General features: G+C 72.7%; 2 protein-coding genes (1 of these 2 cut by a window edge). Both read right to left on the minus strand.

What is annotated here, in order from left to right; translation table 11 throughout:
• A complete protein-coding gene (locus J5226_RS17315; RefSeq protein WP_215835673.1) occupies positions 1-13,485 on the minus strand; it encodes a non-ribosomal peptide synthetase in 13,485 nt (4,494 codons plus the stop codon).
• Positions 13,482-18,558: the final stretch of a non-ribosomal peptide synthetase gene (locus tag J5226_RS17320; protein ID WP_215835674.1), read on the minus strand. The gene runs 10,448 nt beyond the window's last position; only the last 5,077 of its 15,525 coding nucleotides appear in the window; the start codon falls outside the window, past its right edge — the gene reads right to left on this strand; the stop codon is at positions 13,482-13,484. Before J5226_RS17320 ends, J5226_RS17315 begins: the two co-directional genes overlap by 4 nt.

Consider the following 18,558-nt stretch of genomic DNA (forward strand, 5'->3'; position numbering starts at 1 on the left):
TCATGCCGGTTCGGCCTGTGCGGATAGCGCGTCCAGGGCGTCGAGCAGCGCCGCGGCGAGTGCGCCGGCATGCTCGTCGCGCAGCATCGACAAGTGGCCGCCGGCGACGCCGCGGTGCAGCGGCGCGCGCTCGAAGTGACTGCGGTCCTGGCGCTCGAGTTCCTCGCGCGGCAAGGCGATCGCCCTGCCCTGCAAGGCGCGCAGGTGCGCGGCGGGACCGGCGTAGCGCGCGTTCGGGCGATAGCCCAGCAGGATGCCGCGCTGCGCCTGCACCACCCGCGCCAACGCCGCGACCGCGGCCGGAGCGCCGGCGGGCGCGGCCGGCGCGTGCGCGGGGTCGAGCCACTCCTCGCGCAGTTCCAACACGCTGTCGAGCAGCACCAACCGGGTGTCCGCGCCTTCGCGTTGCAAGGCGCAGGCCAACTCGAACGCCAGCGCGGCGCCGAAGGAATGGCCGACCAGGATCAGCGGCTGCGCACTCAACGCCGCCTGCGCGCGCAACGCCGGCAAGGCGTCGGCGACCAGTTCGGCCAAGCTCTCCTGCGGCGGCTGCGCGCCGTCGAGCCCGCGCGGCTCGAACACCCGCAGCGACGCCGCGGCGCCGAGCGCGCGCGCCAGCGGCAGGTACGACGTCGCGCCCAGGCCCGCGGCCGGCAGCACGAACAGCGCGTGGCCGCGGCCGTCGCCGAGCGCGGTCCACGCGGCGGCTTCGCTCGCGCCGCCCTCGCCCGCCAACCGCGCCGCCAACTCGCGCGGCGTGGGGTGCTGGAACACGTCGCGCACCGACAGGCTGCGGCCGTGGCTGTGCTCGATCGCCGCCAACAGGCGGATCGCCAGCAGCGAGTGGCCGCCGAGCTCGAAGAAGTTCGAGGTCGCGCCGACCGCGGCCGGATCGACCCCGAGCAACTGCGCCCACAGCGCCACCAATCCGGCTTCCGCGGCGTTCGCCGGCGGCTCGATGTCGGCGGCCGGCGCGGTCTCCGGCGCGGGCAAGGCGCGCAGGTCGACCTTGCCGTTGCGGGTCAGCGGGATGCGGTCCACCGGCACGATCGCCGCCGGCACCATGTAATCCGGCAAGTGGCGGCGCAGCGCCGCCTTCAAGCGCAGCGCCAACGCCAGATCGTCGCCGCCGTCGCCGTCGCGGGCGACGTAGGCGACCAACCGCCGCTGCGCGCCCTCGCCGCTCGCGGTGACCACCGCGCCGCGCACGCCCTCGGCTTGACGCAGGCACGCCTCGATCTCGCCGGGTTCGATGCGGAAGCCGCGGATCTTGATCTGGCCGTCGAGGCGGCCGAGGAACTCGAACTCGCCCGAGGCCAGCAAGCGGACCAGATCGCCGGTGCGGTACATGCGCCGGGCCGGATCGTCGGGATGGACGACGAAACGTTCGGCGGTGAGCGCGGCGCGGCCGAGATAGCCGCGCGCCAGACCGTCGCCGCCGACCCACAGCTCACCGGCCACGCCGACCGGCTGCGGCCGCCCGTGCGCGTCCACCGCGAGGCATTCGACGTTGGGCAAGGCGCGGCCGATGGTGATGCGCTCGCCCGGCCGCACTTGCGCCGAGGTCGCGCACACCGTGGTTTCCGACGGGCCGTAGGCGTTGTGCAGCGGCACGTGCCGGGCCCAGGCCCAGGCGCTGTGCGGATCGCAGGCTTCGCCGGCGACGATCAGGCAGCGCAGCCGCCCGTGCGCGGCCGGTTCCATCTGCGCCAACAAAGCCGGCGGCAAGGTCGCATGGGTGATGCCGCCTTCGCCGAGCAAGCGCTGCAACGCGCGCACCGACAGCCGCTCTTCTTCGTCGCAGACATACAGCGAAGCGCCGTGCGTCAGCGCCATCAGCCATTCCCAGGCGGCGGCGTCGAACGAGATCGAGGCGAACGCGAGCACGCGGCAGTCCGGCTCCAGCGCGTACAGCTCGCGCTGGCCGTGGGCCAGATTGACCATGCCGCGATGCTCGACCAGCACGCCCTTGGGCGTGCCGGTGGAGCCGGAGGTGAACACCACATAGGCCAGCGCGTCGGGCGCGACCGGCCATTGCGGATCGTGTTCCGGCTGATCGCCGAGCAAGGCCTCGCCGAGCGCGTCGCCGAGCGGCAGCAGGCTGCGTTCGGCCAGACACGGCAGCGCTTCGACCAAGTCCATGCGGGTGACCACGTACTCGGCTTCGGCGTCGTCGAGCATCGCCGCGACGCGTTCTTCCGGGTAGGCCGGATCCAGCGGCACGTAGGCCGCGCCGGCCTTGAGGATGCCGAGAATGCCGACCAGCAGCTGCGGGCCGCGGTCCAGGCACAGGCCGACCCGCGCCTGCGGCTCGACGCCTTGCGCGATCAGGTAATGCGCGACCTGATTGGCGCGGCGGTTGAGTTCGGCGTAGCTCAGCCGTTCCTCGCCGCCGAGCACCGCGAGCGCGTCGGGGTCGCGCCGCACTTGCTGCTCGAACAACTCGTGCGCCGTGCAAGCCGGACGTTCGCGCGTCAGCGGTTGAGTCAGCGCTCGCAGCGCGCGCTCGCCGTCGCCGTCGAGCACCGGCAGCGACGACAGCGGCGCCTGCGGATCGCGCGCGAGCGCGTCCAGCAGCACGCTCAGCCCGTTCGCCAGCCGCTGCATGGTGTCCGGCAGGAACAGGCTGGAAGCGAACAGCCAGCTCAGTTCCAGGCCGTGCGCGGTCTCGGTGGCGTGCAGCTCGATGTCGTAACGCGCCACCTCCTCGCTGGCGCGCGCGTCGGCGACCTCCAGCCCCGGCAGGCTCAACCCCGGCGGCGCGAGGTTGTGCAGGGTCAGGCTGATCTGGAACAGCGGCGAGTGGCCGAGACTGCGCGCCGGGTTGAGACGGTCGACCAAGGTCTCGAACGGCACGTCCTGGTGGGCGAACGCGGCCAGCGTGGTTTCGCGGGTGCGCGCCAGCAAGGCGTCGAAATCCGGATCGCCGGACAGATCGTTGCGCAGCACCAGGGTGTTGATGAAGAAACCCACCAGCGCTTCGGTGTCGGCGTGGGTGCGGCCGGCGACCGGCGAGCCGATGACGATGTCGTCCTCGCCGCTGTAGCGGCTCAGCAGCGCCGCGAACGCGGCCTGGATCGCCATGAACAAGCTGGCGTCGTGGCGGCGCGCGAGCGCGTGCAGGCGCGCCAGCGTGTCGGCGCCGATGCGGCTGCGCACGCGGGTGCCGGCGAACTGCGGTTGCGGCGGGCGCGGCAAGTCCAGCGGCAGGCCGTGCACGGCCGGCACGTCGGCCAACTGTTCCAGCCAGTACGCCAGCTGCGCGTCCAGGCGTTCGCCGTCGAGACGGCGGCGTTGCCACACCGCGTAGTCGGCGTACTGCAGCGCAGGCGCCGGCAGCGCCGCGGCGCGGCCCTCGCGGGCGGCGGCGTACAACTGCGCCAACTCGCGCACCAGCACGCCGACCGACCATCCGTCGCAGGCGATGTGGTGCAAGGTCAGCGCCAGCACGTGGCTGTCGTCGGCTTCGCGGCACAGCAAGGCGCGCAGCATCGGGTCGCGGCTTAGGTCGAACGGGCGCGCGGCCTGCTCGCGCAGCAGCGCGTCCACGCGCGCGGCGCGCTCGTCCGCGCCGAGCCCGCTGAGGTCGATGCGTTCGAGCACCTGCGCCGGTGCCGGCAGCGGCCGCTGCACGGGTTCGCCGTCGGCTTCCTCGTACACCGTGCGCAGCACTTCGTGACGCTCCACCAGCGCGCGCAACGCTTCGGCCATCGCAGCGGCATCGAGCGCGCCGCGCAGACGCACCGCGGTGGGCACGTTGAACTGGCGGCTGTCGCCGCCGAGGCGGTCGACGAACCACAGCCGGCGTTGCGCGAACGACAACGGCAGCGGCGTTGCGCGCGACGCCGGTTCGATCCGGCCGGCGTCGGCGTCGCCCGCGCGCTGCAGCCGTGCGGCCAGCGCGCGCACGGTGCCGTCCTCGAACACCGCGCGGATCGGCAGGTCCAGGCCCAGACGCGCGGCGACTTGCGCGGTCATGCGCGTCGCCAGCAAGGAGTGGCCGCCGAGCTCGAAGAAATTGCTTTCCACGCCGATCTCGTCGGCGCCCAGCAACTCGCTCCAGATCTGCGCCAGCGCCTGTTCCATCGGCGTCGCCGCCGGCACGTGCGCGGCGGCGGCTTCGGCGGCCGGCTCCGGCAAGGCGCGTCGGTCGATCTTGCCGTGGCGGGTCAGCGGCAGCGCCGCCAGCGTCGCCCACGCCGAGGGCACCATGTAGTGCGGCAAACGCCGGCGCAGCCGTTCGCGCCAGCGCGCGGGCGTCGCGTCGCCGTCGGCGGCGGGCACCACCCAGGCCGCCAACTGCCGCGCCTCGCCTTCGCCGATCACGCCGGCGACCGCGTCGGCCACGCCTTCGCAGGCGCGCAGCGCGGCTTCGACTTCGCCCAACTCGATGCGGAAACCGCGCAGCTTGACCTGATCGTCGTCGCGGCCGAGGAACAGCAGTTCGCCCTGCGCGGTCCAGCGCGCGCGGTCGCCGCTGCGATACAAGCGGCCTGCGGCGGTGTGGACGAAGCGCTGCGCGGTCAGTTCCGGCTGCCCCAGATAACCGCGGGCCAAACCGGCGCCGCCGATGCACAGCTCGCCGGCCACGCCCAGCGGCGCGCGTTGGCCGCGCGCGTCGAGCACCTGCACCCGCACGTTCGGCAGCGGCGCGCCCAGGCCGATGCGCGCGCCGGCGACGATGTCGGCGCCGGTCGCGGCCACGGTGGCTTCGCTGGGGCCGTAGGAATTGACCACCCGGCAACGCTGCGCCCAGCGCCACGCCAACGCCTCGTCGCAGGCTTCGCCGGCGACGATCAGCACCTCCAGCGCGGCGCCTGCCTGCGGGTCGAGCTGGGCCAGCAGCGCCGGCGGAATCGCGGCATGGGTGATGCCGCGTTCGCTCAGCAGCGCGCCCAGGCGCTGCGGCGAGCGGCGGTCGTCTTCGTCGCAGATGTGCAGCTGCGCGCCGGAGGTCAGCGCCATCAGCCACTCCCACACCGCGCCGTCGAAACCGGCCGAGGCGAAGGCGAGCACGCGCGAGCCGGGACCGGCGCCGTAGAGCTCGGCCTGCGACAGCGCCAGATTGACCATGCCGGCGTGTTCGAGCTGCACGCCCTTGGGCCGGCCGGTCGAGCCCGAGGTGTAGATGACATAGGCCAGATCGGTATCGGCGAACGCGTCGGCATCGGAGAGCGCCGCCGGCAGCGGTTCGTCCGCCGCGCGTTCGATGTCCCACCAGCGGCGCGAGCCGCACCACGCCGGCGCTTCGTCGCCGGCGCCGACGACGTGGGTCGCGCCGGCATCGTCGAGGATCGCGGCCGCGCGTTCCGGCGCCAGAGTCAGATCGATCGGCAGATACGCCGCGCCGGCCTTGAGGATGCCCAACGCGCCGGCGGCCATCGCCGCGGTGCGCGGCACGCACAGCGCGACGATCTCGCCGCGGCCGACGCCGGCCGCGCGCAGGCGCCGCGCCAGCGCGTCGGCCCAGCGGTCGAGTTCGCCGTAGCTCAACGAACGCTGCGCATCGACCACGGCGATGGCCGTGGGCGCGCGCCGCGCCGCCGCCTCGAACAGGGCGTGCGCGCCGACCCGCGGGCGCGCGAGCTCCGCGCCGCGTTCCCAGCCGAGCACGCGCTCGCGCTCGGCGGCGCCGGTGACGGGCAGTCGGTGCGCGGGCTGCGTCGGGTCGGCGCAGGCCGCTTCCAGCAACGCTTCCAAGCCGTCGGCCAAACGCTCGATGGTGGCGCGGTCGAACACGCTGTGCGCCCAGGTCCAGGTCAGGTGCACGCCGTCGCCGGCCTCGGCCGCGACCAGGGCCAGTTCGCCGTCGATGCCGGCCGAGCCGGCGTCCCATGGCGCGATCTCCAGATCGCGCAGGTTCAGCGCGGCGCGCTCGTGGTTCTGCAGCGCGAACGCGATCTGGAACAACGGGCCGTGACGGGTCGAACGCTCCGGCGCCAAGGCTTCCACCAAGGCCTCGAACGGCGTGGCCTGATGGGCGAAGGCGTCGAGCACGGTCTCGCGCGCGCGGCGCAGCAGGTCGCTGAAGCTCGGTTCGCCGGACAGGTCGGTGCGCAGCACCAAGGTGTTGACGAAGAAACCGATCAGCGGCTCGACCTCGGCCTGCAGGCGGCCGGCGACCGGCGTGCCCACGACCACGTCGTCGCGTTCGCTCCAGCGTCCCAGCAGCAGCGCGAACGCGGTCTGCAAGGCCATGAACAAGGTCGCGTCGTGCGCCTGGGCGATCTCGCGCAAACGCTGCGCCAGCTCGCGGCCGATGCGCCGCTGCAGGCGCCCGGCGGCGAAAGCGCGTTGCGGCGGACGCGGGCGATCCAGCGGCAGCCCGTGCACCGGCGCGGCGCCTTCGAGCTGGCGCCGCCAGTACGCGGTTTCGCGCGCCAGGGTGTCGGCGTCGAAGCTTTCGCGCTGCCAGCGGGCGAAATCGCCGTACTGCACCGGCAGCGGCAGCAGCGGATCGCCGTGGCCGTCGCGGAAGGCCTCGTAGAGCATGGTGAATTCGCGCAGCAAGATGCCCTTGGACCAGCCGTCGGAGGCGATGTGGTGGGTGTTGACCACCAGCACGTGGCCGTCCTCGTCGTACTGCGCCCACAACGCGCGCAGCAGCGGCGCGGCGCTCAGGTCGAACGGCGCCGAGGAGGCCTCGCGCACCGCCTCGGCCAAGGCTGCCTCGCGCTCGGCCTCGGGCCGGCCGCGCAGGTCGAGCCGGCGCAGCGGCGCGGGCATCGGCGGATGCACGATCTGCTGCGCCTGCTCGCCGCTGCCGGCGAAGCTGGTGCGCAGCACTTCGTGGCGCGCGATCAGCGCATCGAGCGCGGCGGCGAGCGCGCGCGCGTCCACGCGTCCGCGCAGGCGCACCGCGACCGGCAGGTTGTAATGCGCGCTGCCGCCTTCCAAGCGGTCCAGGAACCACAGCCGCTGCTGCGAGAACGACAGCGGATGGCGCTCGCGTTCGGCCGCCGGACGCACCGGCGGCAGCGCCGCGGTAGCCTTGCGCTCGACGAAACCGGCCAGGGCGCGCAGGTTCGGATGCTCGAACACCGCGCGCACCGGCACCCGCTTGCGCAGGCGCGCGGCGACCAAGCCGGCCATGCGCGTGGCCAGCAACGAATGCCCGCCGAGGTGGAAGAAATTGGAGTGCGCGTGCACGCCCTGCGCGCCGAGCAGTTCGCTCCACAGCGCGGCGATCGCGTGTTCGGTCTCGCCTTCCAGCGGCACCGCCGCGTCGGCGTCGGCCTGCGGCACCGGCAGCGCGCGGCGGTCGATCTTGCCGTTGGCGGTCAGCGGGAAGCTCGGCAGCAGCACGAACTGCGAAGGCTGCATGTAATCCGGCAGCCAGCCGCGCAAAGCCGCGCGCAGGCTTTCGATCCAGGCGGCGGCGTCCGCGGGCGGGGTTTGCGCGACCACGTAAGCGATCAAGCGGGCGCCGTCGCCCTGCCCGTCCACGCTCACCACCGCTTCCTTGACCCCGCCGCTGCGCAGCAGCCGCGCCTCGACTTCGCCCAGCTCGATGCGGAAGCCGCGCAGCTTGACCTGATAGTCGGTGCGGCCGAGGCATTCGATGCTGCCGTCGGCCAGTACCCGGCCGAGGTCGCCGGTGCGGTAGTGCCGCACCCGCCGTCCCGGCGCGGTCTCGACCTCGACGAACTTGGCCGCAGTCAACTCGGGCTTGCCGAGATAAGCGGCGGCGAGATTGGCGCCGGCCACGCAGATCTCGCCGGGCAAGCCCGCCGGCACTTCGCGCAGGCGCTCGTCGAGAATGCGCACCGCGGTCGCGTCGATCGGCCGGCCGATGGGCACGAACGCGCGCTCCGGCGCGGCGTCGACCACCTGATAGGTCACGTCCGACATGGTCTCGGTGGAGCCGTACAGATTGCACAGCAGCGTGTCGGGCAAGGTCGCGCGCAGGCGCGCGGCGGCGTCGGACTTGAGCGGCTCGCCGCTGACGAACCAGCAGCGCAGCCCGGCCAGACGCGCGGACGCGCCGGGCAGTTCGCACAAGGCGCGCGCCAGCGACGGCGCGGTGACCAAGCGGGTGACCGCATGCTCGGCGAGCAGATCGGCGAAGGCGTCCAGGTCGCGCACGGTATCGGCCGCGACCACCAGCGTCGGCACGCCGGCCGACAGCGGCACGAACAACTCCCACACCGCGCGCACGAACGCGGTGCTGGTGATCAGACACGCGGTCTCGCCCTCGGCGTAGGCGAAGCGCCGGTGCATCCAGCCGGCGCGATTGGCCAGCGCGCCGTGGGTGCCGAGCACCGCCTTGGGCTGGCCGGTCGAGCCGGAGGTGAACAGGATGTGGGAACCGTCGTCGGCGGCCGGGCTCGGCCAGTGCCGCGCCGGGCCGCCGTCGCGCTCGGCTTCGATGATTACGGTCGGCAGCGCGGTGTCGAGGCGGCCGCGCAGCTCGCCGCGCACCAGCAGCGCGCCGGCGCGCGATTCGGCCAACATGTAGCGCAAGCGTTCGTCGGGCAGTTCCACCGCCAGCGGCGCGTAGGCCGCACCGATGCGCTGCGCGGCCAACACCGCGACCGCGTAATCGGCGCCGCGCGGCGCGAACACCGCCACCGCGTCGCCGCGGCCCAGGCCGAGCGCGGCCAGTTCCTGCGCCAACGCTTCGACCCTGCGTTCGAGCTCGCCGCGCGAGATGCGGCGTCCGTCTTCGATCAGCGCCGTGGCTTCGGGCGCTTGCGCCGCCAGCGCGGCGATGCGCTCGCACAGCGCGCCGGCGAACTCGGCCGGCGCGGGTTCTTCGCTGGCCTCGACGCTCGCATCGGCGGCCTGCAGCGGCAGTTCGCTGATCGCGCGCGAAGGGTCGGCCACCGCCGCGTCGAGCAGGCTCAGGAAGGCGCGGTTGAAACGCTCGATGGTGGCGTCGTCGAACAGCGAGGTGCGGTACGACCACTTCAGCACCAGGCGATCGCCGATCGCGCGGGTGTAGAGGGTCAAATCGGCCTTGGACAAATCCTCGGCGTCGTCGCCGTGCAGCGGCGTCACCGCCAGCCCGGCCGGCGCTTGCGCCGCCGCGGCGCTGGCCTCGAAGCCGTTGATGAGGATTTGCACCAGCGGCTGATGGCTGAGGCTGCGCTCAGGCTTGAGTTCGTCCACCAGCAAGTCGAACGGCACGTCTTGGTGGCTGTGCGCGTCGAGCAGCACCTGCCGGTTGCGCCGCAGCAGCTCGGCGAAGCTGGGATCGCCGGACAGGTCCGAACGCAGCACCACGGTGTTGATGAACAAGCCGATCAGGCCTGCGAGCTCGTGCCGCTCGCGCCCGGCCATCGGCATGCCGACGACGATGTCGTCCTCGCGGCCGATCCGCTGCAGCAGCACGGTGAACACGCTGTGCAGCAGCGCGAACAAGGTGATGTCGCGTTCGCGGCAGAACCCGCGCAGGGCCGCGGTGCGGGTTTCGTCGAGGGTCTCGAACAGCGCGCGGCCGGCGAAGGACTGGCGCGCCGGGCGCGGTCGGTCCAGCGGCAGCGCGTGCAACACCGGCAACCCGGCCAGCCGTTCGCGCCAGTACGCGACGCCTTGCGCGCGCAACGGGCCGGCCAGTTGCTCGCGCTGCCACGCGGCGTAGTCGGCGTACTGCAGCGGCAGCGGCGCCAGCGCCGGGGCGACGCCGCGGCGGTGGGCGTCGTAGCCGGCCAGACATTCGCGCACCAGCACTTCGTTCGACCAGCCGTCGGACGCGATGTGGTGCAAGGTCAACAACAGCGCGTGTTCGTCCTCGCCCAGGCGTACCAGGGCACAGCGCAGCGACGGGTCGCGTTCCAGGTCGAAGCCGCGCCGCGCCTCGGCGCGGGCGAGTTCGGCCAGCTCGCGCTCGCGTTGCGGCGGATCGAGCGCCGACAAATCGGCGCGTTCGATCCGCACCGCCCGCGGCGCATGCACCACCTGCACTGCGCCGTCGTCGGCCGGGTGGTAGGTGGTGCGCAGCGACTCGTGCCGCGCGACCACGCCGTCCAGCGCGGCCTGCAGCGCGTCGGGATCGAGTTCGCCGCGCAGGCGCAGCTGCATCGGCATGTTGTATTGCGCGCTGTCGCCTTCCAATCGGTCGAGGAACCACAGCCGTTGCTGGCCGTAGGACAGCGGCAGCGGGCTGGCGCGGTCGGCGGGCGCGATGGCGTCGTCGCCGCCGTCCGGCGGGATCGCTTCCAGCGCCGCGGCCAGCGCGTGCAGGGTCGCGTTCTCGAACAGCGTGCGCACCGGCACGCGTCGGCGCAGGCGCTTGCCGGCCTCGCCGACTACGCGCATGGCCAACAGCGAATGGCCGCCGAGGGCGAAGAAGTGCGCGTTGCGGCCGATCGGAGCGATGCCGAGCACGCGCTCCCAGATGCCCGCCAGTTCGCGCTCCATCGCGGTCGCCGGCTCGGCCGAATCGTCCTGCGGACGCTCGGGTTCGGGCAGGCGCTTGCGGTCGAGCTTGCCGTTGCGCGATAGCGGCAACGCGTCCATCGCCACGTACACGGCCGGCTGCATGTAAGCCGGCAAGCGCTGCGAAGCGATCGCGCGCAGATCGTTCAAACCGGCTTCGCCGCCCTCGCCCGCGACCCAGGCGACCAGGCGCGCGGCCTCGCCTTCGCCGTGCACGCCCACGGCGATCTCGCGCACGTGCGGGCGCAGCGCCGCTTCGATCTCGCCCAACTCGATGCGGTAACCGCGCAGCTTGATCTGGCCGTCCATGCGGCCGAAGAACTCCAGCGCGCCGTTCGCGTTCCAGCGCACGCGGTCGCCGCTGCGGTACATGCGTTCGCCGGCGGCGAACGGATCGGGCAGGAAGCGTTCGCGGGTCTTGCCCGCGTCGTTGAGATAGCCGCGCGCTACGCCGGCGCCGGCGATGTAGAGCTCGCCCGCCACGCCGCGCGGCGCCAGCGCGCCGGCTTCGTCCAGCACATACAGCCGGGTGTTGTGCATCGGGCGGCCGAGCGGCAAGGTGCCCTCGCCCGCCAGCAAGGTTTCGTCCAGCGGTTGCCAGGCGCAGCCGACCACGGCCTCGGTCGGGCCGTAATGATTGACCAGCCGCGCGTGCGGGAACTTGCCGCGCAACTGGCGCGCCAGCGAGGCCGGGAAGGCTTCGCCGCCGATCACGAACGCGTGCGCTGGGTCGCGCGGCTCGTCGCCGGCCAGCTGCAGCAGGCCTTGCACGTGCGAGGGCGTCAGGCGCAGCAGCCATGCGTCGCCGCCGTTGTCCAAGCGTTGCGCCAGCGCCGGAAGCTCTTCGCCCGACGGCAGCAGTTCCACGCAGTCGCCGCGCAACAACGGCAGGTACAGCGACGGCACGGTGAGGTCGAAGGCATGCGACGTGGCGACCAAGGAGCCGGCCAGTTCGCCTGAGTAATAGCTTTCCTGCGCGAACGCGCAGTAGTCGCTCAGCCCCGCGTGATAGACCTCCACGCCCTTGGGTTCGCCGGTCGAGCCGGAGGTGTAAAGCACGTAAGCGATGTCGTCGCCCGCGATTTCGACCTGCGGCGGCTCCGAGGAATACTCGCTCAGCCAATCCGGATCGACGCCGGCGCCGTCGAGATAGATCGCATCCACGCCGCCCAACGCCGACGGCGCCGAGGCGCTTTCGACGAGGACGAATTCGATCCCCGCATCGGCGACGATCTTCGCCAACCGCTCCGGGCCTTGCTTGAGATCCAGCGGCACGTAGGCCGCGCCGCTCTTGAGCGCCGCCAGCAAGGCCACCGGCAAGGCCAGCGTGCGTTCCAGGCACAGCCCGATCCGCCCGCCGCGCCCCACGCCCTGCTCGCCCAGCGCATGCGCCAGACGATTGGCGTGCGCGGCCAGCATCGCGTAATCGGTCTCGGCGCCGCTCGCGGTTTCGCGCAGCGCGACCGCCCGCGGCGTGCGCTCCGCCTGAGCCTGGAACAACGCGCCCAAATCCGCGTTCGCGTCGCGCGCCGAATCCGCACCGCGCCCCAACGCCAGCAACGCAGCGCGCTCGTCCTCGCCGATCAACGCCAGCGCGTCGATGCGCTGGCCCGGGTCGGCCAGCATCGCCGCGAGCGTGCGTTCGTACGCATCGGCCATGCGCGCGACGGTGGCGGCGTCGAACAGGTCTTCTTTGTAGGTCCAAGCCAGGGTCAAGCCGTCGCGGGCCTCGCCGACGCTCAAGTCGAGATCGAAGTGCACCTGCTCGACGTTCTGCGCGAACGGCTCGATGCGCAGGCCCGGCAGCGCCAACTCGCCGGCGTCGTGGTTCTGGACCACGAACTTGACCTGGCACAACGGGTTGTAGGCGAGGCTGCGCTCGTGGCGCAAGGTGTCGTTGACCAGATCGAACGGCACGTCGGCGGCGGCGAAACCGTCCAGCGCGACGCTGCGCGAGCGGGCGATGGCTTCGGCCAGGGTCGGATCGCCGGACAGATCGCTGCGCAGCACCAAGGTGTTGATGAAGAAGCCGATCAGCGGCGCGGTTTCCTGGCGCTCGCGGCCGGCGTGCGGCACGCCGACGGCGACGTCGCGGCTGGCGCCGAAGCGGCCCAGCACGATCGCCAATGCCGCGTGCAGCAGCATGAACAACGACGCGTCGTGGCTCTTGGCCAGCGCGCGCAGCGCATCGGCGCGGGCGCCGTCGAGCTGGCGGCGCAGCTGCTGCGCGTCGAAGCGCTGGCGCGGCGGGCGCGGACGGTCCAGCGGCAGCGAGTGCACCGGCGGCAAGCCGTCGAGCTGCGCGCTCCAGTACTCCAGCCCGCGGCCCAGCACGCCTTGCCCGGCCTCGCCGGCCTGCCACGCGGCGAAGTCGGCGTATTGGATCGGCAGCGGCGGCAACGGATCGGGACGGCCTTCGGCGAAGGCCCGGTACAGCGCCACGAATTCGTTGACCAGCACGCCGGTGGACCAGCCGTCGGAGGCGATGTGGTGCAGGGTCAGCAGCGCGACGTGGTCGTCCTCGCCCAGCCGGATCAGCGCGCAGCGCAGCATCGGGTCGGCGGACAGATCGAACGGCGTCGCCGCTTCGCGCGCGGCGAGTTCGCGCGCGCGTTCCAGCGCCTGCGCGGGCGCGAGCTGCGACAGGTCGTCGCGACGCAGCGTCAGCGGCGCGGCCGGCCGCACGATCTGCACCGGCTCGTCGCCGTCCAAGCGGTACACCGTACGCAAGGCTTCGTGGCGTTCGACGATGCGGTCGAGCGCGCCTTGCAACGCGCGCTCGTCCAGCGCGCCGCGCAGGCGCAGCGAGGTCGGGATGTTGTATTGGTGGCCGCCGCCTTCTTCGAGCTGGTCGATGAACCACAGCCGCCGCTGCGGGAACGACAGCGGCGCGCGGTCCGCGCCGCGGCGCTCGATAGCCGCCGGCGCATCCGGCGTCGCCGCGCCTTCCAGCCACGCCACGATCTCGGCCTTGTGCGCCACCAGCCGCTCGCGCAACTCGGCGCTCAGCCGCCGCTGCGGATCGTCCAGCAACAGTTTGCCGTCGCGGGCCTTGACCCGGATGCCGTTGTCCACGCACGCCTGCAACACTTCGCGAAAACTCATAGCTCGATAAGTCCCTGATCGCTTCCGTCCGGATCGTCCATCGCCACGGCGTCGCGCAACGCCGCTTCCTGCCTGCGCCCGTCGATGTACTCGGCCAACGCCGCCACCGTGGTGCGCTCGAACACGTCGCGGATCGTCGCCTCCACCGCGAAGCGTTCCTTGATCTGCGCCAGCACCTTCACCGCCAGCAGCGAATGCCCGCCGGCCTCGAAGAAGTTGTCGCGGCGGCCGATCCGCTCGGCGCCGAGCGCGTCGCGCCAGATCTGCGCCAGCGCGGTTTCGGTCTCGCCTTGCGGCGGCTCGAACGCCGCCGTCGCCAGCGCGCCGCCGTCCGGCGCGGGCAGCGCGGCGCGGTCGAGCTTGCCGTTGCCGGTCAGCGGCAGCGCGTCGAGGAACACGAACGCGGCCGGCACCATGTACGCGGCCAGCGACCGCGCCGCGAGTTCGCGCAATTCGGCCAGCGCCGGCGGCGCCGCGCCGGGCCGGGCGACCAGATAGGCCACCAGCCGGCGATCGCCGCGATCCTCGCGCGCCACCACCACCGCTTCGGCCACGCCCGGCGCCTGCGCCAGCACCGCTTCGATCTCGCCCAATTCGATACGGAAACCGCGGATCTTGACCTGCTGGTCGTTGCGGCCGAGGTATTCGATCGAACCGTCCGGCAAGCGCCGGCCGAGGTCGCCGGTGCGGTACAGGCGGCCGCCCTCGGGCAGCGGCAGAAAGCGTTGCGCGGTCAGTTCCGGCCGGCCCAGATAGCCGCGCGCCACGCCGGCACCGGCCACGTACAGCTCGCCGGTCACGCCCAGCGGCACCGGTTCGCCGTCGGCGTCGAGCAGGCGCAGCGACAGGTCGGCCAGCGGCACGCCGATCGGGCTGCTGCGGCCGTGGCGCACTTCGTCCTCGCCGATCTCGCGGAAGGTCACGTGCACCGTGGTTTCGGTGATGCCGTACATGTTGACCAAGCGCGTGCGCGTCAGGCTGTTGCGCTCGATCCACGGCAGCAACGCGCGCAGTTCCAGCGCTTCGCCGCCGAAGATCACCGCGCGCAGCCGGTGCGCGTGGCCCGGCTCCTGCGCGGCGGTGAGCGCGCGGAACGCGCTCGGCGTCTGGTTGAGCACGCTCACGCCTTCCTCGCTGAGCAGACGCAGGAACTGCGGCGGCGATTGGGCGATGTGGCTGGGCACGATCACCACGCGCCCGCCGTACAGCAGCGCGCCCCAGATCTCCCACACCGAGAAGTCGAAGGCGAAGGAGTGGAACAGCGTCCACACGTCGTCGGCGCCGAAATCGAAGTGGCGGGCGCTGGCGGCGAACAGGCGCACGACGTTGCCGTGTTCGACCATCACGCCCTTGGGCTGGCCGGTGGAGCCGGAGGTGTAGATCACATAGGCCAGATTCTGCGGGCCGAGCTCCGGCACGCGCGGATCGTCCTCGCCGCCGGCTTCGTCGCCGACGATGCTCAACACCGGGCACGCGGCCAACGCCGGATCCGCCTCGCCGTCGGTCAACAGCGCGGCCGGCGCGCTGTCGGCCAGCATGAAGGCCTGGCGCGCGGGCGGGTACGCGGGATCGATCGGAACGTAGCCGGCGCCGCTCTTGAGGATGCCGATCAGGCCGATCAGCATCGCCGGCCCGCGCTCGGCGCGGATCGCCACGCGGTCGTCGGGGCGCACGCCCAGCGCGATCAGGCGATGGGCGACGCGGTTGGCGGCGCGGTTGAGTTCGGCGTAGCTCAGCTCGCGGCCTTCGCTGCGCAGCGCGACCGCGTCGGGCGTGCGCCGCGCCTGCGCCTCGAACAAGCCGTGCAGAGTGTCGGCGACGGCGAAGCGTTCGGCCGGACGCTGCCACCCATCGAGTTCGGCGCGTTCGTCGGCGCCGAGCAGATCGATGCGGCGGCCTTCGCGCAACGCCGCCGGCAATTGCTCCAGCACCCGGCGCAGGTGGCCGACGGTGCGCTGGATCGCCTCGTCGTCGAACTGTTCGCCGCGGTAGCCGAAACGCACGCTGAGATGGCGGTCGAGCGTGGCGCTGAGGGTCAGCGGATAAGTGGTCTGTTCGCTGCTGCCCGCCTGCTCGATGCGCAGGCTCGCCGCCGCATCGTCGCCGGCGCCGTCGCGCGCGGCTTCTTCGGCCGCGTCGAGCGGATAGTTCTCGAACGCGAGCAGGCTGTGGAACAGCGGCGCGCCGTGCACCTGCGACAGCGACTGGATCTGGGCCAGCGGCAGATAGCCGTGTTCGCCGGCGCGGGCGAAGCGCTCTTGCAGCTTGGCCAGGGCGCGCTCCAGCGATTCGTCGGGGTCGAAATCCACCCGCACCGGCAAGGTGTTGATGAACAAGCCGACCATCGACTCGATCCCCGCCACTTCGGCCGGCCGGCCGGCGACGGTGGCGCCGAACACCACGCTGGATTCGCCGCTGTAGCGGTGCAGCACGTAGGCCCAGGCCCACTGCACCAAGGTGTTGACCGTAGTGCGGCGTTCGCGCGCCAGCGCGTTGAGCGCGGCGGTGGCGGTTTCGCCCAGTTCCAGCGTGCGTTCGCGATAACCGCCCTCGCCCGCCGCGGCGGCGCCTTGGCGGTCCACGCACAGCGGCGTCGGCGCGGACACACCGCGCAGTCGCTCGCGCCAGAACCCGCGCGCCGCGTCGGTGTCGCGGCCGTCGAGCCAGGCGATGTAGCGCTCGTACGGCGCCGGTACCGGCAGGCTCGGCGCGTGGCCGGCGAGCCGGGCGCGGTAGCAGGCCATCACGTCGCGATACACCAGCGGCATGCTCCAACCGTCGAGCAGGACGTGGTGCTGGGTCCACAGCAGTTGGTGATGCTCCGGGCCCAGGCGCACCAGGGTCACCCGCATCAGCGGCGCGCTGGCGAAGTCGAAGCCTTCGGCACGATCGGTGGCGAGCAGCGCGTCGGTGCGCGCACGCTGCTCGGCGTCGTCGAGTTCGCTCCAGTCTTCGCTGCGCCAGCGCAGGCGCGCGCGTTCCAGCACGGCCTGACGCAAATCCTCGCCCGCGCCGACGAAGGCGGTGCGCAGGATGTCGTAACGGTCCAGCACGTCCTGCCACGCGGCGCGGAACGCATCGACGTCGAGCGGCCCGCGCAGGCGCGGATGCACCTGCACCACGTAGGCCGACGGATCGAGCTGGGCGTGGAACCACAGCCCGCGCTGCATCGGCGTGGCCGGATACAAGCGCTGCAGGTTCGGATAACGCTGAGCCAGCGCGTCCAGCGCGGCGCCGTCGATGCGCGCCAGCGGGAAGTCGGCCGGCGTCGGACCGCCGACGCCGGGCTCGCGGCAATGCGCCATGATCCGGCGCAGCGCGGCGACGATCGCGTCCAGCGCGGCCTGCGCCTGAGCGCGGTCGTTGCGGCGTCCGTCGACGTCGAGCGTCAGCTGCAAGCGTCCGCCGAACACCATCGCGGTCAGCGCGTGCCGCGCCGGCCGGCGTCGGCGTGCGCTGCCCTGCGCGCCCGAGGGTTCGGGCGCGACCTGGAACGCACTCGCGGCATCGACGACTTGATCGAACTGGCCCAGATAGTTGAACGCCAGCCAGCCGTCGCCGGCCGCGCCGCGCTCGTGCACGCCGTGGCCGAGGCCGCGGTGCGGCACCGCGCGCACGCTTTCCTTGATGTCCTTGATCGCGGCGGCGAGCGAGTCGCCGCGCCAGCGCAGCGGCAGCGCGTGCGCGCTGGTGAACCAGCCCACCGTCTGGGTCGTGTCGAGTTCGGCGAACAAGGCTTCGCGGCCGTGGCCTTCGATCAGCACGTCGAGCGCGCCGTCGCGGCGCGGATGCGGCAGGCCCAGGCAGGCGGCGGCCAGCAGCAGCTCGTCCACGCGGGTGCGGTAGGCCGCGTTGCAGTGCTGCAGCAGCGCGGCGGTTTCTTCGTTTTCCAGCCAGACATTGACCGCCAGGCTGTCGCCGAGGCGGCCGTGATCGCCGTCCAGAGCGGGCACGCCATCGTCCAGGCGCGCGTCCCACCACGCCGCATCGCGGCGGCCGGCGTCGCGGTCGCGCCAGTCTTGCAGCGCCGCGCCCCACTGCGCGAACGAAGAGGTCTTCGGCGGCAAGGCGATGGGTTCGCCGGCGCGCCATTGGCCCCAGGCGCGCTCCAGATCGGCCAGCAGGATGCGCCAGGACACTGCGTCCACCACCAGGTGGTGCGCGGTCAGCAGCAGCCGGCCTGCGCCGCCCTCGCCGCGGAACCACACCGCGCGCAGCAACGGGCCAGCGGCGAGATCGAAACTACGCTGCCATGCATCGCAACGTTCGCCCAGGTCCGCGCCCAAGGGCTCGACCACCGCGGCTTGCGCCAGCACGGCGTCGTCCCACGGCCGGTAACTACTTTGCCAGCGGCCTTCGGCGTCGCGGGCGAAGCGCAGGCGCAACGCGTCGTGGCGCGCGTACACCGCGCTCACCAGCGCGCGCAGCGCGGCCTCGTCGAACTGCGCCGGCGCGATCAACAGCACCGACTGGTTGAAGTGGTGAGCATCCTCGTCGTCCGCCGCACCGGCGTCGGCGAGGAAATCGCGCTGGATCGGCAGCAATACCTGTTCGCCCTGCACCGCCTCCTGCGGCGCCAGCACGCGCGCGCCGGTGCCGGCCAAGGCGGCCAGCGCAGCGATGGTGCGCGCCTCGAACAACTGCGCGGTGGTCACCGCCAACCCGGCTTGATTGGCGCGCGCCACCGCCTGGATCGCCAGGATCGAATCGCCGCCGAGCTCGAAGAAGTCCTCGTGCACGCCGACCGCTTCGGCGCGCAGCAACTGCGCCCAAATCGCGGCCAAGGTGCGTTCGGCCTCGTTGCGCGCAGCGACGAAGTCGGCGCCGGCCGGCGTCGGCGCGGGCGCCGGCAGCCGGCGTTTGTCGACCTTGCCGTTGGCGGTGACCGGCAGCCGTTCCAGCGGCACCCACGCCGACGGCAGCATATGCGCCGGCAGGCGCCGCGCCAGCCGCTCGCGCAGCGCACGGGTCAGCGCCTGCGCGTCGCCGGCCTCGGCGGCGGCGACCACATAGGCGACCAGACGCAGGCCGGCGCCGTCGTCGCGCGCGACCACCACCGCTTCGGCCACTTCG

It is taken from the genome of Lysobacter sp. K5869 (genome assembly GCF_018847975.1).
GTDB lineage: Bacteria > Pseudomonadota > Gammaproteobacteria > Xanthomonadales > Xanthomonadaceae > Lysobacter.

Excerpts from the sequence above, each read along its gene's own strand:
- J5226_RS17315 (WP_215835673.1), bottom strand. The coding sequence starts at position 13,485 with ATGAGTTTTCGCGAAGTGTTGCAGGCGTGCGTGGACAACGGCATCCGG.